This window comes from Pantoea sp. JZ29 (assembly GCF_035190385.1).
GTDB classification, from domain to species: Bacteria; Pseudomonadota; Gammaproteobacteria; order Enterobacterales; family Enterobacteriaceae; genus Pantoea; species Pantoea stewartii.
In genome coordinates, this window is sequence record NZ_CP045241.1 from 1,334,596 (window position 1) to 1,356,877 (window position 22,282).

General features: G+C 58.0%; 22 protein-coding genes. 15 read left to right on the forward strand and 7 right to left on the reverse strand.

Translation table 11 applies throughout. From position 1 onward, the window contains the following. Window positions 1-125 precede the first annotated feature (125 nt). Genes prmB through GC090_RS06430 form a run of 6 tightly spaced genes read left to right on the forward strand, consistent with a single transcriptional unit; the run spans window position 126 to window position 4,704 of the window. Window positions 126-1,058 (forward strand): 50S ribosomal protein L3 N(5)-glutamine methyltransferase, encoded by a 933-nt coding sequence (gene prmB, locus GC090_RS06405; protein WP_006120083.1) that lies wholly within the window; start codon window positions 126-128, stop codon window positions 1,056-1,058. 46 nt (window positions 1,059-1,104) lie between these two features. Beyond that, window positions 1,105-2,190, forward strand: a complete 1,086-nt coding sequence (gene aroC / locus GC090_RS06410) for a chorismate synthase (protein WP_033740703.1) — start codon at window positions 1,105-1,107, stop codon at window positions 2,188-2,190. Window positions 2,191-2,194: 4 nt separating this feature from the next. After that, the gene (gene mepA, locus GC090_RS06415; protein WP_416381883.1) at window positions 2,195-3,013 is read left to right on the forward strand and encodes a penicillin-insensitive murein endopeptidase; all 819 of its coding nucleotides are present in this window, start codon (window positions 2,195-2,197) and stop codon (window positions 3,011-3,013) included. Between the two features lie 8 nt (window positions 3,014-3,021). Beyond that, window positions 3,022-3,825 (forward strand): sulfite exporter TauE/SafE family protein, encoded by an 804-nt coding sequence (locus GC090_RS06420; protein WP_006120080.1) that lies wholly within the window; start codon window positions 3,022-3,024, stop codon window positions 3,823-3,825. A gap of 19 nt (window positions 3,826-3,844) precedes the next feature. Then, a complete protein-coding gene (locus GC090_RS06425; protein ID WP_039339723.1) occupies window positions 3,845-4,387 on the forward strand; it encodes an elongation factor P hydroxylase in 543 nt (180 codons plus the stop codon). A gap of 32 nt (window positions 4,388-4,419) precedes the next feature. After that, window positions 4,420-4,704, forward strand: coding sequence for a YfcL family protein (locus GC090_RS06430; protein ID WP_006120077.1), 285 nt, complete (start codon window positions 4,420-4,422; stop codon window positions 4,702-4,704). Window positions 4,705-4,732: 28 nt separating this feature from the next. Here GC090_RS06430 and mnmC read toward each other — a convergent pair whose 3' ends face one another. Next, window positions 4,733-6,745 carry a bifunctional tRNA (5-methylaminomethyl-2-thiouridine)(34)-methyltransferase MnmC2/FAD-dependent 5-carboxymethylaminomethyl-2-thiouridine(34) oxidoreductase MnmC1 gene (gene mnmC / locus GC090_RS06435; RefSeq protein WP_324021149.1) on the reverse strand — a complete coding sequence of 671 codons (2,013 nt, stop codon included), beginning with the start codon at window positions 6,743-6,745 and terminating at the stop codon, window positions 4,733-4,735. A gap of 151 nt (window positions 6,746-6,896) precedes the next feature. Here mnmC and fabB point away from each other — a divergent pair, with 151 nt between their 5' ends. After that, entirely contained in the window at window positions 6,897-8,117 is a 1,221-nt protein-coding gene (gene fabB / locus GC090_RS06440; RefSeq protein ID WP_033740697.1) for a beta-ketoacyl-ACP synthase I, read from the forward strand. An 85-nt stretch (window positions 8,118-8,202) separates the two neighbouring features. On the opposite strand, the gene GC090_RS06445 is transcribed toward fabB, so the two are convergent. Beyond that, complete coding sequence (locus GC090_RS06445; RefSeq protein WP_110268187.1) at window positions 8,203-9,642, reverse strand: MocR-like pyridoxine biosynthesis transcription factor PdxR; 1,440 nt, start codon at window positions 9,640-9,642, stop codon at window positions 8,203-8,205. A gap of 88 nt (window positions 9,643-9,730) precedes the next feature. Here GC090_RS06445 and GC090_RS06450 point away from each other — a divergent pair, with 88 nt between their 5' ends. Further along, window positions 9,731-10,174 carry a rhodanese-like domain-containing protein gene (locus GC090_RS06450; RefSeq protein WP_006120072.1) on the forward strand — a complete coding sequence of 148 codons (444 nt, stop codon included), beginning with the start codon at window positions 9,731-9,733 and terminating at the stop codon, window positions 10,172-10,174. Window position 10,175: 1 nt separating this feature from the next. On the opposite strand, the gene flk is transcribed toward GC090_RS06450, so the two are convergent. From flk to GC090_RS06470, 4 genes are all read right to left on the reverse strand, one after another. After that, window positions 10,176-11,216, reverse strand: coding sequence for a flagella biosynthesis regulator Flk (flk, locus tag GC090_RS06455; RefSeq protein ID WP_033740689.1), 1,041 nt, complete (start codon window positions 11,214-11,216; stop codon window positions 10,176-10,178). A gap of 114 nt (window positions 11,217-11,330) precedes the next feature. Beyond that, a complete protein-coding gene (locus GC090_RS06460) occupies window positions 11,331-12,833 on the reverse strand; it encodes a tripartite tricarboxylate transporter permease (RefSeq protein WP_033740688.1) in 1,503 nt (500 codons plus the stop codon). Window positions 12,834-12,843: 10 nt separating this feature from the next. Then, window positions 12,844-13,275, reverse strand: a complete 432-nt coding sequence (locus GC090_RS06465; RefSeq protein WP_324021152.1) for a tripartite tricarboxylate transporter TctB family protein — start codon at window positions 13,273-13,275, stop codon at window positions 12,844-12,846. 12 nt (window positions 13,276-13,287) lie between these two features. Beyond that, window positions 13,288-14,268 carry a Bug family tripartite tricarboxylate transporter substrate binding protein gene (locus GC090_RS06470; RefSeq protein WP_415911237.1) on the reverse strand — a complete coding sequence of 327 codons (981 nt, stop codon included), beginning with the start codon at window positions 14,266-14,268 and terminating at the stop codon, window positions 13,288-13,290. A gap of 119 nt (window positions 14,269-14,387) precedes the next feature. Here GC090_RS06470 and tctD point away from each other — a divergent pair, with 119 nt between their 5' ends. Continuing rightward, window positions 14,388-15,059, forward strand: a complete 672-nt coding sequence (tctD, locus tag GC090_RS06475; protein WP_033740685.1) for a transcriptional regulator TctD — start codon at window positions 14,388-14,390, stop codon at window positions 15,057-15,059. Then, the gene (locus GC090_RS06480) at window positions 15,050-16,438 is read left to right on the forward strand and encodes a sensor histidine kinase (RefSeq protein WP_033740683.1); all 1,389 of its coding nucleotides are present in this window, start codon (window positions 15,050-15,052) and stop codon (window positions 16,436-16,438) included. The genes tctD and GC090_RS06480 overlap by 10 nt, the downstream gene beginning before the upstream one ends. On the opposite strand, the gene GC090_RS06485 is transcribed toward GC090_RS06480, so the two are convergent. Then, complete coding sequence (locus GC090_RS06485) at window positions 16,419-17,318, reverse strand: DMT family transporter (RefSeq protein ID WP_039339713.1); 900 nt, start codon at window positions 17,316-17,318, stop codon at window positions 16,419-16,421. The two genes, GC090_RS06480 and GC090_RS06485, sit on opposite strands and share 20 nt — an antisense overlap. Window positions 17,319-17,466: 148 nt before the next feature. Between GC090_RS06485 and pdxB the strand changes: the two genes are divergently transcribed. The 5 genes from pdxB (at window position 17,467) to accD (ending at window position 22,272) form a co-directional block, all read left to right on the forward strand. Then, on the forward strand, window positions 17,467-18,600 hold the full coding sequence (gene pdxB, locus GC090_RS06490; protein WP_324021154.1) for a 4-phosphoerythronate dehydrogenase PdxB: 1,134 nt from the start codon (window positions 17,467-17,469) through the stop codon (window positions 18,598-18,600). A 107-nt stretch (window positions 18,601-18,707) separates the two neighbouring features. Next, on the forward strand, window positions 18,708-19,718 hold the full coding sequence (locus GC090_RS06495; RefSeq protein ID WP_039339710.1) for an aspartate-semialdehyde dehydrogenase: 1,011 nt from the start codon (window positions 18,708-18,710) through the stop codon (window positions 19,716-19,718). After that, window positions 19,718-20,521 carry a tRNA pseudouridine(38-40) synthase TruA gene (gene truA, locus GC090_RS06500; protein WP_006120062.1) on the forward strand — a complete coding sequence of 268 codons (804 nt, stop codon included), beginning with the start codon at window positions 19,718-19,720 and terminating at the stop codon, window positions 20,519-20,521. The genes GC090_RS06495 and truA overlap by 1 nt, the downstream gene beginning before the upstream one ends. 24 nt (window positions 20,522-20,545) lie before the next feature. After that, a complete protein-coding gene (locus GC090_RS06505) occupies window positions 20,546-21,202 on the forward strand; it encodes a DedA family protein (RefSeq protein WP_205955521.1) in 657 nt (218 codons plus the stop codon). 155 nt (window positions 21,203-21,357) lie between these two features. Further along, window positions 21,358-22,272 (forward strand): acetyl-CoA carboxylase, carboxyltransferase subunit beta, encoded by a 915-nt coding sequence (gene accD / locus GC090_RS06510; RefSeq protein ID WP_033740674.1) that lies wholly within the window; start codon window positions 21,358-21,360, stop codon window positions 22,270-22,272. The last annotated feature ends 10 nt before the right edge of the window (window positions 22,273-22,282 follow it).

Here is a 22,282-nt window from a genome sequence, read left to right on the forward strand (position 1 = left end):
GCAGAAGCCATTACCTTACCGTTTACTGTCATTAATTGTCAGCTTTTTCACCTTGCTGCGCTGAATTCTGCTCGGCTTCGTGGCAAACTATCGGCCGATTTAGTTAAAGGCCTGCGGAGGGCTATGTGGACAAAATTTTCGTCGATGAGGCAGTGAACGAACTGCACACCATTCAGGATATGCTGCGCTGGTCGGTCAGCCGCTTTACCGCGGCTGGCATCTGGTACGGACACGGCACAGATAATCCCTGGGACGAAGCCGTCCAGCTGGTTCTGCCCACGCTTTGGTTACCGCTTGATATTCCGGAAGACATGCGCAATGCCCGCCTGACCGCCAGTGAACGTCATCGCATTGTCGAACGCGTCATTCGTCGCGTTAACGAACGCATCCCGGTTGCCTATCTGACTAATAAAGCCTGGTTCTGCGGCCATGAATTCTATGTCGATGAACGCGTTCTGGTTCCCCGCTCGCCGATTGGGGAGCTGATTGAAAACCGTTTTGCCGGCTTAATCCCTGAAAAGCCGCGTCATATTCTGGACATGTGCACCGGAAGCGGCTGTATTGCCATCGCCTGTGCTTACGCCTTCCCGGACGCCGAAGTTGACGCGGTGGATATCTCCCACGATGCGCTGGCGGTGGCGGAACAAAATATCGAAGAGCATGGTTTGATCCACCATGTCACGCCGATTCGCGCCGATCTGTTCCGCGAATTGCCGCCTGTGCAATACGATCTGATCGTAACCAATCCGCCCTATGTGGATGCCGAAGATATGGACGATCTGCCGGGCGAATATCACCATGAGCCTGAGCTGGGTCTGGCGGCCGGAAGCGATGGCCTGAAGCTGGTCCGCCGTATTCTGGCCTGTGCGCCGGGTTACCTGAGCGAAAACGGCGTGCTGATTTGCGAAGTCGGCAACAGTATGGTGCACATGATGGAGCAGTATCCCGATGTGCCTTTCACCTGGCTGGAATTTAACAACGGTGGTGACGGTGTCTTTATGCTCACCCGTCAGCAAATCGTTGATGCACAGCACCATTTCTCATTCTATAAAGACTAAAAAGAGGGGCGAGCGTTCGCCCGTCAAACCGTAACAAGGAATCTCAATGGCCGGAAACAGCATCGGACAGTTCTTTCGCGTCACCACCTTTGGCGAATCTCACGGCATTGCTCTGGGATGTATTGTTGATGGCGTGCCGCCCGGCATTCCGTTGACCGAAGCCGATATCCAGCACGATCTGGACCGCCGCCGTCCGGGCACTTCGCGTTATACGACGCAGCGCCGTGAACCGGATCAGGTCAAAATTCTGTCAGGTGTGTTTGAAGGTGTCACCACAGGGACCTCGATTGGCCTGCTGATTGAGAACACCGATCAACGTTCGCAGGATTACGGCGCCATTAAAGATCTGTTCCGACCCGGCCATGCGGATTACACCTACGAACAAAAATACGGTACGCGCGACTATCGCGGCGGTGGCCGTTCATCGGCACGTGAGACGGCGATGCGCGTGGCGGCGGGCGCCATCGCCAAAAAATACCTGCACATGCAGCACGGGATCGTGGTGCGGGGCTATCTGGCGCAGATCGGCGACGTGGCCTGTGAACTTAAAGACTGGACCATCGTTGAAGAGAATCCGTTCTTCTGCCCGGACGCCGATAAGCTTGAGGCGCTGGATGAACTGATGCGCGCGCTGAAAAAAGAGGGCGATTCTGTCGGTGCCAAAGTCACGGTCATGGCGGAAAATGTTCCGCCGGGCCTGGGCGAACCGGTCTTTGATCGCCTGGATGCGGATCTCGCGCATGCGCTGATGAGCATTAACGCCGTGAAGGGCGTTGAAATTGGCGACGGCTTTGCCGTAGTGAATCAGCGCGGCAGTCAGCATCGCGATGAAATTCGGGCTAACGGTTTTCAGAGTAACCACGCAGGCGGCATTCTCGGCGGTATCAGCAGCGGTCAGACTATCAGCGCCAATCTGGCGATGAAGCCGACCTCCAGCATTACCGTGCCAGGCAAAACCATCACCCGCGACGGGGAAGAAGTGGAGATGATCACGAAAGGCCGTCACGATCCCTGCGTGGGCATTCGTGCGGTGCCGATTGCCGAAGCCATGATGGCAATTGTGCTGATGGACCATCTGCTGCGCCAGCGTGCGCAGTGTGGCGATGTCAACTCCACCGTGCCACGTTGGTAACCTGATGAAAGTGATGCTGGTGCTCAGCGCGCTGTTACTCAGCGCGGCAAGCCTGGCGGCGACGCCGTGGCAGCGTATTCAGCACCCTGTCGCGGGTGCACCGAATGCGATTGGCGGCTTTGCCAACGGCTGTATTGTCGGCGCGCAGGCTCTGCCGCTTAACTCACCGGATTATCAGGTCATGCGTCAGGATCAGCGCCGCTATTTCGGTCATCCCGACCTGATTCTGTTTATCCAGCGCCTGGCCATGCAGGCGCACAATCTGCAACTGGGCAACGTGCTGATTGGCGATATGGGCATGGCTGCCGGCGGACGCTTCAGCAGCGGCCATGCCAGCCACCAGACCGGGCTCGACGTGGATATCTGGCTACAACTGCCGAAAACCCGCTGGAGCGCACAGCAGTTACTGAAACCTCAGCCGCTGGATCTGGTGGCCGCCGATGGCAGGAACGTCGTTGCGCGTCACTGGCAGCCTGAAATCGCCAGTCTGATTAAACTGGCGGCGAAAGATGAAGATGTCACGCGCATCTTCGTCAATCCGGCGATTAAAAAGCAGCTTTGCGCGGATGCGGGTACAGATCGAAGCTGGTTACATAAAGTACGGCCCTGGTTCGCGCACCGCGCCCATATGCACGTCCGTTTGCGCTGTCCACAGGGCAGCCCGGATTGTGAGGAGCAGGCTCCCCCACCTCCCGGGGATGGCTGCGGGGCAGAGTTGCAGAGCTGGTTCCTGCCAAAGCAGCCGGGTTCTGCGCCTGTGAAGCGTGAACCCCCGCCGCTGCCGCCTGCCTGTCAGGCGCTGCTGGATAAACATTTACTGTAAGGGTTCCCATGGAGTGGTTCATTGCCAGCCCGCTGGCGGTTGTCCTGCTGTTTTTTATTGCGCTACTGGCTGGATTTATTGATTCGATTGCGGGCGGCGGTGGCCTGCTCACGCTTCCTTCTCTTCTGGCGGCAGGGCTGTCGCCGGCGCAGGCGCTGGCGACCAACAAACTCCAGTCGGTCGGCGGCTCTTTCTCTGCCAGCCTGTATTTTGTAAGGCGGGGAGCCATTACGTTGCGTGAGCAACGGCTGAATATCGCCATGACCTTTCTGGGCGCGGTGGGCGGCGCGGTGCTGATTCAGCATCTTCAGGCCGATTTCCTGCGGCAAATCCTGCCGCTGCTGCTGATCGCCATCGGTATGTGGTTTTTGTTAATGCCGCGCATTGGCGAGGAAGACCGGGTGCATCGTCTCAGGGGGCTGCCTTTTGCCCTTATCGGCGGCGGCTGTATCGGTTTTTATGATGGTTTTTTTGGCCCGGGAGCTGGCTCGTTTTATGCGCTGGGCTTTGTGACGCTGTGTGGCTTTAACCTGGCGAAAGCGACTGCGCATGCCAAACTGCTTAACTTCACCTCAAATTTTGGCAGCCTGCTGTTCTTTATCTTTGGCGGGAAAGTGGTGTGGGGCACCGGCCTGATCATGATGCTGGGCGCGGTCTGTGGCGCACGACTGGGCGCAAGGCTGGTTCTGGCGCGTGGGCAAAAGCTGATTCGTCCGATGGTGGTGATCGTTTCGGCGGTCATGAGCATGAAATTGCTCTGGGACAGCCACGGCAGTGAGGTTCTGGCCTGGCTGGCGGCGCTGAATCTGTAATACTTTACGTGAATATTGAATGACAACACATGACTACCCGCAGCTCATTACGCTGTTTGACCGCTGCTTTAGCGAAGACTTTCAGACCCGTCTAATTAAAGGCGATGATGAACCGATTTATCTTCCTGCAGACAGCGAATCACCATGGAACCGGGTGGTGTTCGCCCATGGTTTTTACGCGAGTGCGCTGCATGAAATTTCGCACTGGTGCATTGCCGGTGAAGCCCGGCGCAAGTTAGTCGATTTTGGCTACTGGTATTGCCCGGACGGGCGGGATGCGCAAACGCAAAGCCAGTTTGAATCGGTTGAGGTGAAGCCGCAGGCCCTGGAGTGGATGTTTTGCGTTGCCGCAGGCTTTCCCTTCAATGTCAGTTGTGACAATCTCGATGGCGATTGTGAGCCCGATCGCATTGCTTTTCAGCGTAAAGTTCATGCCCAGGTCATGAGCTACCTGGCGTCGGGCATTCCTGCCCGTCCCGCACGCTTTATTTCAGCCCTGGCTGAATTTTATGGCAGGCCTTCTCTGACCGCATCACAGTTTCCATGGCCGGAAGATGTGTAATGCAGAAGGGATTATTTAACAGAGGAATTGAGATGATCGCAGAATTTGAAGCGCGTATTCTGGCCCTGATTGACGATATGGTTGAGCACGCCAGTGACGATGAGCTGTTTGCCAGCGGTTATCTGCGTGGCCATTTAACCCTGGCAGTCGCGGAAGTGGAGCAACTGGATGACCACACGCCGCAGGCGCTGCAGATTCAGGTCACCCGCAGCCTGCAAAACGCCATTGCCGCCGGAGAGTTATCGCCACGGGATCAGGCGCTGGTCATTGGCATGTGGGATAATCTGTTTTTACAGGCGCGTCAGCAGACTGCCTGAGTGAGCAGGGCGGCATGCCGCCCTGGTGCTATTTCCCCGCTTTTTTGCCTTTCAGCAGCTTTCTGACCCAGTAACGATTAGGATTCAGCGCCGCCAGCATGCTGGCATCCAGCGGCTGAGGTTCGCCGCTCAGCTGTGCCGCCAGGACTTCTGCCGCCAGCGGTGCGCTGCACAGCCCGCGCGAGCCAAGTGCGCCGAACAGATAAAGGCCGGGAAAGTACGGCGCCGCTGGGATCGCCGCTCCGCGGGCATTCTGCTGCGCCAGATCGGCATAAAGCGCAAGCGTCGCTGCGTAATCCGGCGCACAGCCCACCATCGGTAAGTGATCCCGCGTGGCACAACGTACGCCGCTGCGCGCTGCGTTCTGACTGACATCCACCGCATTAACCCAGTCGCTGTGCGGCAGGCAATGCTGCAGGCGGCGGTGATTCTCCTGCTGATCCGCTTCACGAAAGGCGGTGGAGGTCTCGCCCCGGTGATAGCTGGCCCCGATACAGTGCGTCGCAAACTGGGGACTGGCGGGCGTGAGATAGCCATCGTAGCAGAGCACCGTCCTGAGCGCCGACAGCGCAGGCGATACGGGAACATGGCTGACCTGACCGGCCACCGGATACACGGGCAGCGCGTCGGTCTGGGGCAGGTCGGTGAGGTGATGGCCGTTCGCCAGCACCACGGCAGCGTGATGCACATCGGGCTGTTCGCTAAAGGTTAACGTCCAGCCCTGCGCATTCTGACTGAGCGCGGTGACGCGATGCAGCCAGTGTACACGCAATCCCAGTTGCTCGCCCCTGGACAGCAGGGAAGAGGTCAGTTCGGCCGGGGCTAACCAGCCGCCCATCGGGTAATATATGCCGCCGCAGTGCAGCGCAACCTTCGCCAGCGCCTCGGCTTCCTGTTGCGTCACGCCATGGGCAATTTCTTCAGGTAATCCCATCGCCAGCATCTGTTCAATCTTGCTGGCACTTTTATCGTCCCAGCCGAGCTGCAGGACGCCGCTCCAGTCGTGTTCGAACGGCAAATCCAGCGCGTCATACAGGCGACGGGCAAACGTGAAGGCGGCGGGGAAAAAGGTGGCAAGCGCCGGATCGTGCTGATTAAGCAAAGGGTACAGTGCGCCCTGACGATTGCTGGATGCGCCCAGCGCGGGGGCTTCGTCGGCGCAATACAGCGTAACGCGCCAGCCGCGGCGCAGTAAAGCCAGCGCCAGCGTCGCACTGGCGATACCGCCGCCCACCAGAGCAACCTCTTTTTCAGACGGCGCAGGCCGGGCATACCAGGGTTGGCGCGGGCACTGTGCTGGTGCCCGTTCAAGCGAGCCGCACAGCATTTCCCGTTTTGGACCAAATCCTTTACGGCGCGTGACCGCAAAGCCCGCTTCCTGCAAGCCACGACGCACGAAACCGGCGGCCGTAAAGGTGGCAAATGTGCCCCCAGGCCGGGCCAGCGCCGCCATCGACTGAAACAGTTCCGGCGTCCACATATCGGGATTTTTCGACGGCGCAAAGCCATCTAAAAACCACGCGTCGACCTGACGATGCAGACTGTCATCAAAATTATTAATTAGCGCATTAATATCGCCTAACCACAGATCCAGCGTGATGCGGCCGGCATCGAATAACAGCCGCTGGCAGCCGGGCAGGGCCTGTGGCCACTGACGCTGGAGTTGGTCGGCCCAGGGCGCAAGTTCAGGCCAGTGCTGATGGGCCGCTATCAGATCGGCCTGGGTCAACGGAAATTTTTCAAAGCTGATGAAATGCAGTCGCTTCAGCGCCGCATCGGGATGATGACGCTGGAACTGGTCAAACGCCTGCCAGAGCATAAGAAAGTTAAGGCCGGTGCCGAAGCCGCTCTCGGCCACAATCAGCAGGTCGCGTGGGTGGTGGTGAAATCGTTGGGGGAAATCATTGCCACCCAGAAACACGTAGCGCGTCTCTTCCAGACCATTGTCGTTGGAAAAGTAGACGTCGCCGAAGGCTCGGGAAACAGGTGTACCCTGTTCATTCCAGCTCAGTTGGGCATGTTCAACCGGAGACAGTTTCACAGTAAAGGCTCATTTTTCAGGGAATGGCAGGAGTTTATCGGTCGGAGGAAGATGACGCAAATTTACAAAGGAATTGGCTGATCGGACTTGTTCGGCGTACAAGTGTAAGCTAGAGTGCTCGTCAAATAACAGAAGTGTTGAGGAAGATTGAATGAAACGTGCTGTGATTACTGGCTTAGGGATCGTTTCCAGTATTGGTAATAACCAGCAAGAGGTGCTGGCATCTCTGCGTGAAGGCCGCTCAGGCATCACTTTTTCCCAGGAGATGAAAGATTCCGGCATGCGTAGTCACGTCTGGGGTAACGTTAAACTCGATACCACCGGCCTCATTGATCGCAAAATTGTGCGGTTCATGAGTGATGCGTCCATCTATGCTTACCTGTCAATGGAAGAAGCTATCAAAGATTCTGGTCTGAGCAACGAAGCCTACCAGAACAACCCTCGCGTAGGTTTGATTGCAGGTTCCGGCGGCGGTTCTCCACGTTTTCAGGTTTTTGGCGCGGATGCGATGCGCAGCCCACGCGGCCTGAAAGCCGTTGGCCCTTATGTGGTGACCAAGGCGATGGCATCCGGTGTTTCTGCCTGCCTGGCCACACCGTTTAAAATCCACGGCGTAAACTACTCTATCAGTTCAGCCTGTGCGACCTCTGCACACTGTATTGGTAACGCGGTTGAGCAGATTCAACTGGGCAAGCAGGATATCGTTTTTGCCGGCGGCGGCGAAGAGCTGTGCTGGGAAATGGCCTGTGAGTTCGATGCGATGGGCGCCCTGTCGACCCGTTACAACGACACGCCAGAAAAAGCGTCACGTACCTATGACAACGAGCGCGACGGCTTCGTTATCGCAGGCGGCGGCGGTATGGTCGTGGTGGAAGAGCTGGAGCATGCGCTGGCTCGTGGCGCGCACATCTATGCTGAAATCGTGGGCTACGGTGCCACCTCTGATGGTGCTGATATGGTCGCACCGTCAGGTGAAGGCGCTGTACGCTGCATGAAGATGGCGATGCAGGGCGTGGACACGCCAATCGACTATCTGAACAGCCATGGTACCTCTACGCCAGTGGGCGATGTCAAAGAGCTGGGTGCTATTCGTGAAGTGTTTGGCGAAAACACACCGTACATCTCTGCGACCAAAGCCATGACCGGCCACTCCTTAGGAGCGGCGGGTGTGCAGGAAGCGATTTACTCACTGCTGATGCTGGAGCACGGCTTTATCGCCCCAAGCATTAACATCAGCTCGCTGGACGCCGCGGCAGAAGGCATGAACATCGTGACAGAGCCGACGGAAAAAGCCCTTACCACCGTGATGTCTAACAGCTTTGGTTTCGGCGGCACCAACGCCACCCTGACCCTGCGTAAATACCAGGCATAAGTGTGGCGAAGCGTCATGTTGCGCGCAGCATGATGCACACACATCCAAAAGGTCGGCGATTGCCGGCCTTTTTTGTTTCGGTCCATTAGTCACGTTGACGGGATGCGCTACGTGACAGCAGCCTGACCAGCCTGTCACATCCCGCCACAATTTCATCCGGCGTGAGCGCCGCAAAACCTAATAGCCAGCCTTGCCGGTTTGTTTTTTCGCTATACAGCGGGCTGAGCCGGGGTAACAATAAGCCCGCGTTTGCCGCCTGTACGGTCAAAGCGCCTTCATCCCCCTGTAACAGGTTAACAGCCAGCTGCAGTCCGCCCGGACAGGGAAAGGGGGTGAGCCACGGCGTCAGACGCTGTTCAATCTGTTCCAGTAAGCGATCGCGACGGCTCTGGTAAAGCTGACGCATCAGGCGCAGATGACTGGCGAAGTGCCCCTGCTGCATAAACGCGGCGGTCACCGCCTGGGGAAGCAGGGCGCTATGACCATCCAGAATGCTGCGTACGCGACCCGAGGGTTCCACCAGCGCCTCGGGCACGACCATCCATGCCAGGCGCAGGGACGGGAACAGGGATTTTGAAAACGTGCCTAAGGTTATCACCCGCTGATCCCTGTCGAGTGCGTGCAGCGCGGGAGCGGGGCGCTCATCATAGTGAAACTCACTGTCATAATCGTCTTCGATGAGCCAGCTACCGTTGCGGCGTGCCCAGTCGAGCCAGGCGAGACGACGTGGCAGACTCAAGGCAACACCTGTCGGATACTGATGGGAGGGCGTCAGGTACATCAGCTTTGCCGCGCCAGGCTGAGGGACGGCGCCCTGGCCATCCACACTTATTCCGCTCACGCGGGCACCCGCAGCCAGAAAGGCGTTGCGTGCGCCCGCATAACCCGGCTCCTCCATCCACACGTTATCGCCAGGGTCGACCAGCATCAGCGCCAGTAGCTGAAGGGCCTGCTGCGAGCTGGTCAGAATCACGACCTGCTCAGGCTGGCAGTGAATGCCGCGCGACAACGCAAGGTAATCAGCCAGCGCGTGGCGCAGTGGCATATAGCCTGACGGATCGCCATAGCCCATCACGCTCTGGCCTTCGCTGTGCTGGATACGTGCGGTTAACCGCCGCCAGACCGCATGAGGAAACGCCCGCAACTCCGGAGAACCCGCTGCAAACGCACAGGGAAACGGCGCGTCCTGGCAGCCGCCTGTCGCCAGGACCTGCTGGCCGCGTCGTGACAACCGGGCCATGCGGCTGGCGCGAATGCGGGGAGCTTTGTCAGGGAGAGTGATGGCAACAAAACTGCCCCGGCCTGTTTCCCGCCGCAGATAACCCTCGCTTTCGAGCTGGGCGTAAGCCGCTTCCACCGTCACGCGTGACAGCGTTAAATCCGTGGCCAGCTGACGTGTAGAGGGCAGTTTCTGTCCGGCCTGAAGGTGCGCGGTTTCTATCCACTGACGCAGCGTGGCGCACAGGCGGTCACGCAGACCGCCCGTGGTCTGATGATGAAACAGTTGCAGAAGCGGTGACGACATAATGGTCTTATCAACAGGTTCAGATGGGTCTTAGTCAGGCATCCACTTTGCCGTACACTGCCGTCATCACACAACAGGAGAAATGCCGATGTCATCCGTTTTACGTTTCCCTCCCGCCTCACCGTCGCAAAGCGTGGCGTATCTGCAGGCTAAACTGGCGTATTACACCGATGCCTGGGATCTGGCTGAGGATCTTTCCCGTCAGGTTCAGGGGATTGTGGTCGTGGATGCGCGCCAGGCAGAGGCATATCGCGGCGGTCATATCTGTGGCGCGATCTCTTTCCCGCACCGGGAAATGAACGAAGCCAGCACGGCCCGCCTGGATCGTAATAAAGTGTACGTCACCTACTGCGATGGGATTGGCTGCAATGGCTCAACCAAAGCGGCGCATCAGTTAGCCTTGTTGGGCTTTCAGGTGAAAGAGCTGACTGGCGGGCTGGATTTCTGGAAGCGGGATGGTCACCCCATGGCATGGGGCGATGAGGCGGGCGAATGGCCGCAGACAACGGCTGCGGCATCCTGTGGTTGCTGACTTACAGCACCAGCCAGAGCAGAAAGGCCAGTACGATCAGCCCGACGACCGCGGCCAGTAAGGGGCGCTCAGCCAGCGGTTTCAGTGCGGGCGGCAGCGAGGCGGAAATCGGTGCCCAGATGGGGTGCGGATTCAACTCACTGTCGGCCAGCGCCTGCTCATGGGCTCGCTCTGCGCGCCGTGAAAACAGGAAGTTAAGCAGATCCTGTGTCTGGGTCGGCGTCAACACCGTCTGCGGGGTAGCCTGGAACCGTTGCTGGCTGTAATCCTCCAGCATTTGCTGTTCACGCTTGTCCAGAGGATGTTTCAGTGAGCTTTCAATCAGCTGCAGCGTTGGCGCGCTGTGCTGGCTCAGCGTCTGACGCACCTGGAGATACTGAGTCAGTAACGGGTAATGGCGTGAAGGAATCGGATCGCCACTGGTCAGGTTCACCAGCTTCAGCGCCGCCGTCCAGATTTTGCCGCTGGATTCGCCGGTGGCGGCCGCCAGGCGGACGATCTGCTGATTCAGCGCCTGGTGTTCGGCGGGCAGCAGAGAGCGATCGCTGGTGCGACTCTGTTGCGGCTGGGGGATTGCCATCTGACCATTTTGCAGCATGGTTAACACCTGACGCAGCTGGTCCTGCGTCAGGGCACTCAGCACCGTCTGACCAAACTGCTGACGGATAAAATCACTGACAGCCTGACGATTGTTTCCTTTCGGCAGCAATTCGGTCAGTTGCGTCATCAGCTGACGTGTGGCATGGCCATTTTGCACCTGCGCCAGGCGGGCGTTGAGAAACTGCTCGGCAGCCGGGAAGTGGCGCGACTGCAGTTCCGCTTCACTCTTCACACCCACTTCATGGCGCAGCCCAGCCCAGAGCTCCGGCGCTTTTAACGTGCTGAGGGACATGATGCGCACAATCAAACGCTCAAGCGTCGTACGCTGGGCAGGCGACAGCGGTTGTTCACCGGCAACGCTGCCCGGACGTGAAGTGTCAGTTTGGGGATTAACAGATGAACGATCGCCGACCGGCACACCGGGGCCGCTGACAGGTTGCATGGCGGATTCCTTGGAAAACAGACTAGCGTGGGGTGCGCCGGAAACAGAATACGCTATGATAACAAAAGCCCCCTGGAAATCCACGGGGCTGATGTGTTTCAACCAAAGATTTACTTACTGATGCGCAGGCGTGGCTTTACGGCGCAGACGTTTCCATACAAACGGAACAATCAATACCGCCACGGCCAGGATCAGCAGCACTTTGGCAATCGGGCTCTCCCACAAAATCGCCATTTCACCATTGCTGATAGACAGCGCACGGCGCAGGTTCTGCTCCAGCATTTCGCCCAAGACGAAACCTAAGATCAGCGGTGACATCGGAAAGTCCATTTTTCGCAGGATATAGCCAAAAACACCAAGCCCGACCATCAACAGCAGGTCAAAGGTGGTGCTGTGTACGGCGTAAACGCCAACCGCAGAAATGGCGGCAATGGCCGGTACCAGAAACCACAGCGGAATGGTCAGCATACGCGCGAACACGTTGATCATCGGGATGTTCATAATCAGCAGCATCACGTTGCCAATTAACAGCGCCGCAATGAGCCCCCAGACGATATCCGGCTGTTCGGTAAACATCGCCGGACCGGGCGTGATGTTATATAGCGTCAACGCGCCGACCATCACCGCGGTGGTGCCAGAGCCCGGAATGCCCAGCGTCAGCATCGGAATAAACGATCCGCACGCCGAAGCGTTGTTGGCGGCTTCCGGCGCAGCGACACCACGAATATCGCCCTTACCAAACTGGTCGCTGCCGCTGATTTTTTTCTCTGTCATGTAGGCGATTGCGCTGGCGATGGTGGCACCGGCACCGGGCAAGACACCGACAAAGAAACCAATAAACGATGATCGCAGCGTCGCCCCGGTCGACTGAGCGGCTTCTTTCATGTTGAACATCATGCGGCCACTGGCGCGCACCACCTTTTGTCCCGTATGGGTGGATTCCAGCATCAGCAAAATTTCGCTCACCGAGAACAGGCCAATGACCACCACGACAAACTGAATGCCGTCGGAGAGGTGAACGCTGTCAAAGGTAAAGCGGTAAACGCCGGTGTTGGCATCCACGCCAACGGTCGCCATGCTTAAGCCAATCAGGGCGGACAGAAATGACTTGAGCGGATTCTGGCTCATCATGCTGCCCAGGCAGGCAATGGCAAACACCATCAGCGCAAAATACTCCGCCGGGCCAAACGCCAGCGACCAGCGCGCCAGCAGCGGGGCGAACAGGATGATGCCGATAATCGCAATGGTGGAGCCGACAAACGAACTCACGGCAGAGACAGACAGCGCTACGCCCGCTTTTCCCTGCTGTGCCATGGGGTAGCCATCCAGCGCGGTCATAATCGCGCCAGCGTCGCCGGGCACATTGAGCAGTATCGACGAGATGCGTCCGCCGTATTCGCAGCCCAGATACACCGTTGCCAGTAAAATCAGGGCAGACTCCGCAGGCAGGTGCAGCGCAAAGGCCAGCGGCATCAGAATGGCCACGCCGTTGATCGGACCCAGACCGGGCAGCAGGCCAACAATCGTTCCGATAAAGCAGCCAGTTAAGGCAATCAGCAGGTTTTGCGGTGTCATGGCAACGGCAAAACCCTGCATGAGAAAAGACCAGATATCCATTTTTTTCTCCTTAGCTCATCAGGCTGCCAGCCGGCAGGGTGACATCCAGCAGATGGTCAAAGGCGTAAAACAGCGCCCACCCCATAACCGCGCCGGACAGGACGGCGGCCCACCAGCGCGCGCCAAACAGCATGCCGATGCCGAAGGTCAGGAGCGCGCTGGATAACGGGAACCCCAGACGTTCAAACAGCCAGCCATACACGAACAGCATGACGGCCAGCGCCACCAGACGTTTCATCGTCTGCGGTGCGGGCCACTGGATAGCATCGGGCTTTCTCAGCAGCAGCATGACGGCACACAGCGCCATCAGGGTGAGCAGCGCCAACGGAAAAGGCCGCGGGCCGACGGGTTCATAACTGTATTCACTCTGGATTTGCCAGGCGACGACTAACCCTGCCAGACATAACACCAGCCACAGCGTGGCAAAAATACGATCGCTCATGATGCGCTCCGGTTACTTAGCCAGACCAAAGGATTTCGCCTGCTCACGGTAAGCGGCCACCTGATTCTTCACGTATTTATCCAGTTCTGCGCCAAAGAGATTGAACTCAAACAGGCCACGCAGTTCGCGCTGTTGCCTGAATTCGGGCGTTTGCACCATTTTTTCGAACGCGTTCTGCCACCACTGGTAATCCGCGTCGCTGACCTTCGGCCCCAGATAGAAGCCACGAATAATGGGCCATTCCACGTTAAACCCTTGCTCTTTCGCCGTCGGAATCGTGGCCAGCTGATCGGGCAGACGCTTGTCGGCCATCACCGCCAGGACGCGCAGTTTACCGCCTTGCAGGTGCGGCACCATTTCGCTGAGATCGCCCGACATCACCTGAATATGATTGCCCAACAACGCGGTGACGACTTCGCCCCCGCCTTCAAAGGCGACATAGCGCATCTTACGCGGATCGATACCGGCTTCTTTCGCCACCAGCGCGGTTTTCATCCAGTCCTGACTGCCGATGGAGGCACCCGCACCGACCACCACGTTGGTCGGATCTGCCTTCATGGCCGCCATTAATTCGCCCAGATTTTTCCACGGCGCGTCTTCCCGCACGGCGATCATGCCGTAATCTGTGCCGATGGCCGCTAACCACTTCACATCATCGACCGAGTAACGACCAAATTTTCCCTGCGACAGATTCAGCAGTGAGCCGCCCGAAAAGGCGACCACAGTGCCTGCTTCAGCCGGGCGCTGAGCCACAATAGCGTTATAGGCCACAGCACCCACGCCGCCAGGCATGTAGGTAATGCGCATCGGTTTTTCGATCTGTTTGGTTTCCATGAGTGAAACCTGAATCAGCTTACAGGTCAGATCGAAACCGCCACCCGGTTTGGCGGGGGCAATGCATTCGGTCCTGTCGGGGGCAGCGGCATTACCTGGCGACGGCAACATGAGAGCCAACAGGGCAGAGGCGAGGGCGGTGTGGATTATTTTTTTCATCGTGCGCTCCATCTTTCTTTCAGAGTGTGATTACTACCTACAATTCGGCGTTATTGAATTGTTAAATCGGTAACCTTTCATTTACCTTTCAGCCATCAGGTTTAGTGAAAGGATGTGATATGCGTCTCTTACTGGTGGAAGACACGGCCGAGCTGGCGCGATGGTTACAGAAGGCGTTAACGCAAAAAGGGTTTGCTGTGGACTGGGTCGCGGACGGCGTTTCGGCGGATCACAGCCTGCAAAGTGAAGATTATGCGCTGGTCGTACTGGATGTTTCCCTGCCGCGTCTGGACGGCATTGAGGTGTTAACCCGGTTACGTCGGCGTGGACAAAATGTCCCGGTGTTGCTGCTGACCGCACGCACAACGCTGGACGACCGCGTGCGCGGCCTGAATACCGGCGCGGATGACTATCTGACCAAACCCTTCGAACTGGATGAGCTGGATGCGCGCCTGCGTGCGTTGCTGCGTCGTGCGCAGGGGCACTCGGCCCGGCACCAGACCCTGGGCCAGTTGGTGCTGAACGGTGAAGGCTACTTTTTGCTGGCAGAGAAACCGCTGGCGCTGACACCGCGTGAATCCAGCGTACTGACCACGCTGATGCAGCGTCGGGGCCGCCCGGTCTCGCGGCAGCATTTGTATGAACAAACCTTCACCCTGGCGGATGACGCCAGCCCGGAAAGCATCGAGCTGTATGTACACCGGGTACGCAAAAAGCTGGCGGGCAGTAACGTGGGCATTGTGACGCTGCGCGGACTGGGCTACAGCCTGGAAACCCTGGCATGCGACTGATCACCTCGCTACGGGGCGAGTTACTGGCCTGGCTGGGGCTGCCGCTTTCCCTGCTGTGGGTGCTTTCTGTTTACACGCACTATCAGAGCGGACTGGCGGCGGCGAATCAGGCCTACGATCGCTCTCTGCTGGCCTCTGCGCGCACAGTCGCTGAACGGCTGGTGGTGCGTAACCAACACCTGGAGGTCGACGTGCCCTGGGTGGTGCTCGACAGCTTTGAGCGCAACATGAATGATCGCCTGTTTTATCAGGTGATTTCGCCGCAGGGGAAAACGCTGTCCGGCTATGACGGGCTTCCCCCGATCCCCGTCACCAGCGCGATGTCAGAGACCTATCCCGCGCTGGTCCATTTCTATGACGGCTATTATCAAAAGCAGCGCATCCGGGTGGCGGCCTTGTGGCAGCCCGTCAGCGAGACGGGCGCGGAAGGTATGGCGCTGGTGCTGGTCGCGGAAACCATCCATTCCCGTGAGGCTTTCGCGAAAGGGCTGATGCGCACGGCTTTGCTCAGCCAGAGCGCGCTGGTGTTAATTGCCGTGTTGCTGGCAAGCCTGATGCTACGCCGGGTGTTGCGGCCTTTACGCCGTCTGTCCCGCATTGTGCTGCGCCGCGATGGTGCTGAACTGACGCCGCTGCCGTCCCTGCCGTGGTCGGAGCTACAGCCGCTTATCGTGGCATTTAACCGCTATCTGGAACGGCTGCGGGGATTGCTGGCGCGTCAGGATCGGTTCAGCGCCGACGCCGCTCATCAGCTTCGCACGCCGCTCACTATTCTGAAAACCCAGATCGGCACGGCGCTGGACAGCCATCAGCCCGAACAGTGGCGGGAAAGCCTGCAGAGCATGCGCTACACGCTGGATGACACCATCCTGCTTACCGACCGGCTGCTGCAACTGGCGCGTATCAAAGCCCGACACGGCGAAGATAAACCCATGGTGAAAGTGGATCTGGCGACGGTGGTGCGCGAGGCGTGCCTGAGCCGCTATGCGGCTGCGCGTGCGAAACAGATTGACCTGGGTTACGAAGGTGATGCGCACGGCGACGTCAAAGGCGATGCGCTGCTGCTGGGCGAGCTGTGCGCCAACCTGCTGGATAACGCTATTACCTATACGCCGGTGCAGGGTACGGTGACGGCGCGCCTGGAGAGCGGCAGATTATACATTGAGGATTCAGGGCCGGGCATTCGCCCGGAAGAGCAGCAAAGCGCGTTACGGCCATTTATCCGGCTGGATAACGCCGCGATGCAGACGGGAGCAGGTATCGGGCTGGCGCTGGTGCACGATATTTGCGCCTGGCATGGCGCAACCGTCACGCTGGATAGCAGCCCGTCACTCGGTGGGCTGCGTGTCACTATCCGGTTTAATGCGGATCGGCCTTAAGCGATTCCCGTCGCGTTAACGGCCTGCGCAGACGCTGTGCCAGCAGAACGCCCGCCAGCGTCAGACCGCCGCCAATCCAGTGATAGCTGTGCAGATGTTCATGCAAAAACAGCACCGCAATCAGGGCGGTAAAGAGCGGTGTCAGATTCATAAAAATACTGGTGATGCTGGCCCCCAACTTTTGTACGCCATGAATCCACAGCCAGGGGGCCAGAATGGAGGCGAACAGGCCGGCAAAGGCCACCAGGGGAAGATTCCGTGGCGTGAGCGAGACATCCGGTGTCATCAGAAAACCGGGCAGCAACAGCATCACGCCAGCGGCAATTTGCACATACAGACTCTGCCAGACGGGCAGGGGAATCGACCAGCGTTTTGTCATCACGCCGTAAAGCGCATAGCAGGCTGAGGCCGCCAGCATCAGAGCTTCGCCCGTACCGATACCGTGATGCAGCAGCTGGTCAGGCTTGCCTTCACTGACCAGCCAGATTAAGCCACAGAAGGAGATCAGACTGCCGGCCAGAATCCCCACAGTCGGGGCAATCCGCAGAATAAGGACACTGAGCAGCACGGTGAGTAGCGGGATGAGCGCGGCGATAATGCCCATAAACAGGGCACTCACGCTATGGGCGGCGTAATAGGCCAGACTCTGATACAGCGCCATGCCCAGCAGGCCCAGAATCATCAGTCGTCCCAGATGCGGCCGGATCGTCTGCCATTGCCGCAGCACGCCCGGCAGGACAAAAGGCGTCAGCACCAGCAACGCCAGCAGCCAGCGATAGAACGAAATTGCGGCAGGCTCAATGGCACCTGCCGATAATTTATTCACGATAGCGTTAACCGACCAAATCAACACCGCAAACAGCGGAAATAAAAAGACCATAACAAGGCTCCCGTCTCAGACCCGCGGCAGTGTACGCCTGTGATGCCCCTTTCTGCCAGCCTTACCCGCCCCTGCACTGCGTGGTTAGGCGAATGTCAGGCTTTTGTGCCAGAATAGCGGCCTTCAATACACAGACAGGAAAGCCGTGGTGAAAATTCTCGTCGATGAAAATATGCCGTATGCCCGTGAACTCTTTAGTCGTACGGGCGATGTGGTCGCCGTACCTGGCCGACCGCTTCCTGAAGCCGAACTGGCGGATGCCGATGGTCTGATGGTGCGTTCCGTCACCCAGGTCAACGCCGCGTTGTTGCAGGACAAACCCGTTAAGTTTGTCGGCACCGCCACGGCGGGCACGGATCATATTGACGAAGCGTGGCTGCAGCAGGCGGGCATCGCCTTCTCTGCGGCCCCCGGCTGTAACGCGATTGCGGTGGTTGAATACGTGTTTTCTGCCTTGCTGCTGCTGGCAGAGCGGGACGGTTTCCAGTTGCGCGATCGTACTGTTGGCATCGTGGGCGTGGGAAATGTGGGCGGACGCCTGCAGAAGCGGCTGGAAGCCTGGGGCGTAAAAACCCTGTTATGCGATCCCCCGCGCGCCGATCGGGGTGACGACGGCGAGTTTCTCTCGCTTGATGCGCTGGTGCAACAGGCCGATATTCTGACCTTTCACACGCCGCTGTTTAAATCCGGCCCCTATAAAAGCTGGCATCTGGCCGATGCCGCGCTGCTGATGGCCCTGAAACCGAAGACGATTTTGATTAACGCCTGCCGTGGCCCGGTGGTCGACAATGCCGCACTGCTTGAGGTGCTGAACCTGCGTCACGATCTGAGCGTGGCGCTGGACGTCTGGGAACCGGAGCCGGATCTCTCCCTCGCGTTGCTGGATCGGGTTGATATCGCCACGGCGCACATTGCCGGTTACACCCTTGAGGGCAAGGCGCGCGGCACCACCCAGGTGTTCGAAGCCTGGTGCGACTTTATTGGTCAGCCGCAGCAGGTGCCCCTGAGCAGCCTGTTGCCTACGCCAGAGTTCAGCCAGATCAGCCTGAATGGGCCGCTCGATCAGCCAACGCTGAAACGTCTTGTGCATCTGGTGTATGATGTGCGCCGCGATGATGCGCCCCTGCGAAAAGTGGCGGCAAAACCGGGTGAATTTGACCGCCTGCGCAAGCAGTATGAAGAGCGTCGCGAGTGGTCATCATTGCAGGTGAACTGCGATGAGGCCGCGACCGCAGAAATGCTCACTCAGTTGGGCTTTAACGCCGTATTATCCTCCACCTGATTGTCAGCCTGCGTAAAACGCGGGCACAGGTGCAGGGATAAATCTGAATCCCTGGGCGGTGGCATCACCGCCTTCTGTTTTTATGTCATTGTCTGAGGTAAACCAACATGTCTGACGGCTGGAATATTGCGCTTCTTGGCGCAACAGGCGCAGTAGGGAACGCTGTACTGGAACTGCTGGCTCAACGCCAGTTCCCGGTTGGTGAATTGTATTTGCTGGCAAGCGATAACAGCGCCGGTGAAAGTAAACGTTTTGAAGGGCGCTCTCTGCGGGTTGAAAACGCCGCGGAGTTTGACTGGTCACAGGCGCAGCTGGCCTTCTTTGTTGCCGGTCGTGACGCCTCGGCCCGTTATGCGGAAGAGGCGGCGAGTGCGGGTTGCCTGGTTATCGACAGCAGTGAGCTGTTTGCCCTGTCGCCGGATGTGCCGCTGGTGGTGCCGGATGTGAATCCGCAGGTGCTGGCCGATTACCGTAATCGCAATATCATCAGCGTGGCCGATAATCTGGTGAGCCAGCTGCTGACGGCTATCAAACCGCTGGTCGATGCCGCCGGTTTAGGCCGTTTGCAGGTCACCAATCTGATCTCCGTCTCCACGCACGGCAAAGTGGCTGTGGATGCGCTGGCCGGGGAGAGCGCCCGCCTGCTGAACGGCGTACCGGCGGATGACCACCATTTTGGTCGTCAGCTGGCTTTTAACCTGCTGCCACAACAGGCCGATGCAGAGGGCAGCGTGGAGAGCGAGCGTCGCCTGGTTGATCAGGTGCGTAAAGTGTTGCAGGACGACGGTTTGCCCGTGGCGGTCAGCAGCGTTCAGGCACCGGTGTTTTATGGCAATGCCCAGATCGTCCACATTGAAAATCTGCGCCCGCTGTCGGCAGACGAAGCCAGAGCAGAGCTGGCCCTGGCCGCCGATATTCGCCTGAGCGACGAAGAGGACGTTCCCACGCCGGTAACGGATGCCTCAGGTAGCGATGCGCTGAGTATCGGCAGTGTACGTAATGACTACGGTATTCCGGAGCTGTTGCAGTTCTGGTCCGTGGCGGACAACGTTCGTTTCGGTGGCGCGCTGATGGCGGTGAAAACCGCAGAGAAGCTGGTGCAGGAGTATATGTACTGATGTCGGAAGGTCAGACAAGAAAGCTGGCACTGGGCATTGAGTACGACGGCAGCCGATACTACGGCTGGCAACGGCAGCAGGAAGTGCGCAGCGTGCAGGAAAAGCTGGAGCGGGCGCTGTCGAAGGTCGCGGACCATCCGGTGAGCGTATTTTGCGCCGGGCGTACCGATGCTGGCGTGCACGGCACCGGACAGGTGGTGCATTTTGAGACCGTGGCGCAGCGAGCGGATGCCGCCTGGACATTGGGTGTCAATGCCAATCTGCCGGACGATATCGCTGTACGTTGGGTGAAAGCCGTGCCGGACGAGTTTCATGCACGGTTCAGCGCCACAGCCCGGCGTTACCGTTACCTGATTTACAACCAGCGCTTACGTCCGGCTATCCTGGGCAAGGGCGTGACGCACTTTTACTATCCGCTGGATGTGGAAAAGATGCAGCGCGCCGGGCAGAGCCTGCTGGGCGAGAACGATTTCACCTCGTTTCGCGCCGTACAGTGCCAGTCGCGTACGCCATGGCGCAACGTGATGCACCTGAACGTCAGTCGTCACGGGCCCTATGTCATTGTGGACATTAAAGCCAACGCTTTTGTGCACCATATGGTGCGCAACATTGTCGGTAGTCTGATGGAAATTGGCTGTGGTAATCAGCCAGAATCCTGGATGGCAGAACTGCTGGCCGCCAAAGATCGCACGCTGGCGGCGGCCACGGCAAAAGCCGAAGGGCTTTACCTGGTGGCGGTGGATTATCCCGCGCACTTTGCTTTACCTCAGCCGCCGATGGGGCCGTTGTTCCTCGCGGATTAATCAACCTTAGCTAAAGGGATCGTTATGGAGTTCATCCATTTTGTGGTCGATTTTATTTTGCACATTGATGTGCATCTGGCCGAATTAGTCGCGCAGTATGGCATCTGGATTTACGCCATTTTGTTCCTGATTTTATTCTGCGAAACCGGCTTAGTGGTCACGCCGTTTTTGCCAGGCGACTCGCTGCTGTTTGTCGCGGGGGCACTGGCGGCATTGCCCGGTAACGATCTGAACGTCCACCTGATGGTCGCGCTGCTGGTTATCGCGGCGATCCTGGGTGATGCGGTGAACTACACCATCGGTAAACTGTTCGGTGAACGCCTGTTCAGCAACCCGAATTCGAAAATTTTCCGCCGCAGCTATCTGGATAAAACCCATGCGTTTTATACCCGTCATGGTGGAAAAACCATTATTCTTGCCCGTTTCGTGCCGATTGTGCGTACCTTTGCCCCTTTTGTCGCCGGCATGGGCCACATGTCCTATCGGCATTTTGCCCTGTTTAACGTTACCGGTGCGCTGGCATGGGTGCTGCTGTTTTCCTATGCAGGCTATCTGTTTGGCGATTTGCCAGTGGTGCAGGAAAATCTTAAGCTGCTCATCCTGGGCATTATCGTGGTATCGGTTCTGCCGGGCATTATCGAAATCTGGCGTCATCGCCGCCAGGCTAAGCAGCAAAATTAACCCTGAGCAGGCTTACCGCTCAGGGGTAAGACCAGATTTTTATCCACAGTCTTAACTGGTTGTGGTTTAATGAGCGACATTTACCGTCTGCTGAAGCGGTTTTCAGCAGCATCAAGACGACTGGACCAGGTCAGTTTTTAACAGAAAGGTCATCAATGAGCTGGATTGAACGCATTCTTAATAAAAGCAATATTACGCCTGCACGTCGTGCCAACATTCCGGAAGGAGTGTGGACGAAATGCGACAGCTGTGGCCAGGTACTTTACCGTGCCGAGCTGGAGCGTAATCTTGAGGTCTGCCCGAAGTGCGACCACCACATGCGCATGCACGCCCGTGAGCGTCTGGCGAGCCTGCTCGATCAGGGCACGCTGGTTGAACTGGGCAGTGAGCTGGAACCCAAAGATCTGCTGAAGTTCAGGGATTCCAAAAAGTACAAAGATCGTCTGGTTGCGGCACAAAAAGCGACAGATGAAAAAGATGCGCTGATCGTCATGAAAGGCCAACTGCACGGTATGCCGGTTGTCGCGGCAGCCTTTGAGTTCGCGTTTATGGGCGGTTCAATGGGCTCTGTTGTCGGGGCGCGTTTTGTTCGCGCGGTCGAGCAGGCGCTGGAAGACAACTGTCCGCTTATCTGCTTCTCCGCCAGCGGCGGTGCCCGTATGCAGGAAGCGTTAATGTCACTGATGCAGATGGCGAAAACTTCTGCGGCGCTGGCGAAAATGCAGGAACGCGGTCTGCCCTATATTTCGGTGCTGACTGACCCAACCATGGGCGGTGTTTCCGCCAGCTTCGCGATGCTGGGCGATCTGAACGTGGCCGAACCGAAAGCGCTGATTGGCTTTGCGGGTCCACGCGTTATTGAGCAGACCGTGCGTGAAAAACTGCCACCGGGCTTCCAGCGAAGTGAATTTCTGATTGAAAAAGGCGCGATTGACATGATCATTCGTCGTCCGGAAATGCGCTTTAAACTGGCAAGTCTGCTGGCAAAAATGATGAACCTGCCGGCACCGTTGCACGATGGTGAAGAGTTCGCACCTGCGACGTCCCACCCGGAGAGTAACGAGGCCTGACAGGAGACAG

Bases quoted from the DNA above. Each gene is read 5' to 3' on its own strand.
- GC090_RS06480 (WP_033740683.1), top strand. From the start codon at position 15,050: ATGCGACTGATCACCTCGCTACGGGGCGAGTTACTGGCCTGGCTGGGG.
- tctD (WP_033740685.1), top strand. From the start codon at position 14,388: ATGCGTCTCTTACTGGTGGAAGACACGGCCGAGCTGGCGCGATGGTTA.
- GC090_RS06505 (WP_205955521.1), top strand. From the start codon at position 20,546: ATGGAGTTCATCCATTTTGTGGTCGATTTTATTTTGCACATTGATGTG.
- GC090_RS06460 (WP_033740688.1), bottom strand. From the start codon at position 12,833: ATGGATATCTGGTCTTTTCTCATGCAGGGTTTTGCCGTTGCCATGACA.
- GC090_RS06485 (WP_039339713.1), bottom strand. From the start codon at position 17,318: ATGGTCTTTTTATTTCCGCTGTTTGCGGTGTTGATTTGGTCGGTTAAC.
- GC090_RS06445 (WP_110268187.1), bottom strand. From the start codon at position 9,642: ATGTCGTCACCGCTTCTGCAACTGTTTCATCATCAGACCACGGGCGGT.
- GC090_RS06450 (WP_006120072.1), top strand. From the start codon at position 9,731: ATGTCATCCGTTTTACGTTTCCCTCCCGCCTCACCGTCGCAAAGCGTG.
- GC090_RS06425 (WP_039339723.1), top strand. From the start codon at position 3,845: ATGACAACACATGACTACCCGCAGCTCATTACGCTGTTTGACCGCTGC.
- GC090_RS06420 (WP_006120080.1), top strand. From the start codon at position 3,022: ATGGAGTGGTTCATTGCCAGCCCGCTGGCGGTTGTCCTGCTGTTTTTT.
- GC090_RS06495 (WP_039339710.1), top strand. From the start codon at position 18,708: ATGTCTGACGGCTGGAATATTGCGCTTCTTGGCGCAACAGGCGCAGTA.
- GC090_RS06430 (WP_006120077.1), top strand. From the start codon at position 4,420: ATGATCGCAGAATTTGAAGCGCGTATTCTGGCCCTGATTGACGATATG.
- truA (WP_006120062.1), top strand. From the start codon at position 19,718: ATGTCGGAAGGTCAGACAAGAAAGCTGGCACTGGGCATTGAGTACGAC.
- mepA (WP_416381883.1), top strand. From the start codon at position 2,195: ATGAAAGTGATGCTGGTGCTCAGCGCGCTGTTACTCAGCGCGGCAAGC.
- aroC (WP_033740703.1), top strand. From the start codon at position 1,105: ATGGCCGGAAACAGCATCGGACAGTTCTTTCGCGTCACCACCTTTGGC.
- GC090_RS06470 (WP_415911237.1), bottom strand. From the start codon at position 14,268: ATGAAAAAAATAATCCACACCGCCCTCGCCTCTGCCCTGTTGGCTCTC.
- GC090_RS06465 (WP_324021152.1), bottom strand. From the start codon at position 13,275: ATGAGCGATCGTATTTTTGCCACGCTGTGGCTGGTGTTATGTCTGGCA.
- accD (WP_033740674.1), top strand. From the start codon at position 21,358: ATGAGCTGGATTGAACGCATTCTTAATAAAAGCAATATTACGCCTGCA.
- flk (WP_033740689.1), bottom strand. From the start codon at position 11,216: ATGCAACCTGTCAGCGGCCCCGGTGTGCCGGTCGGCGATCGTTCATCT.
- fabB (WP_033740697.1), top strand. From the start codon at position 6,897: ATGAAACGTGCTGTGATTACTGGCTTAGGGATCGTTTCCAGTATTGGT.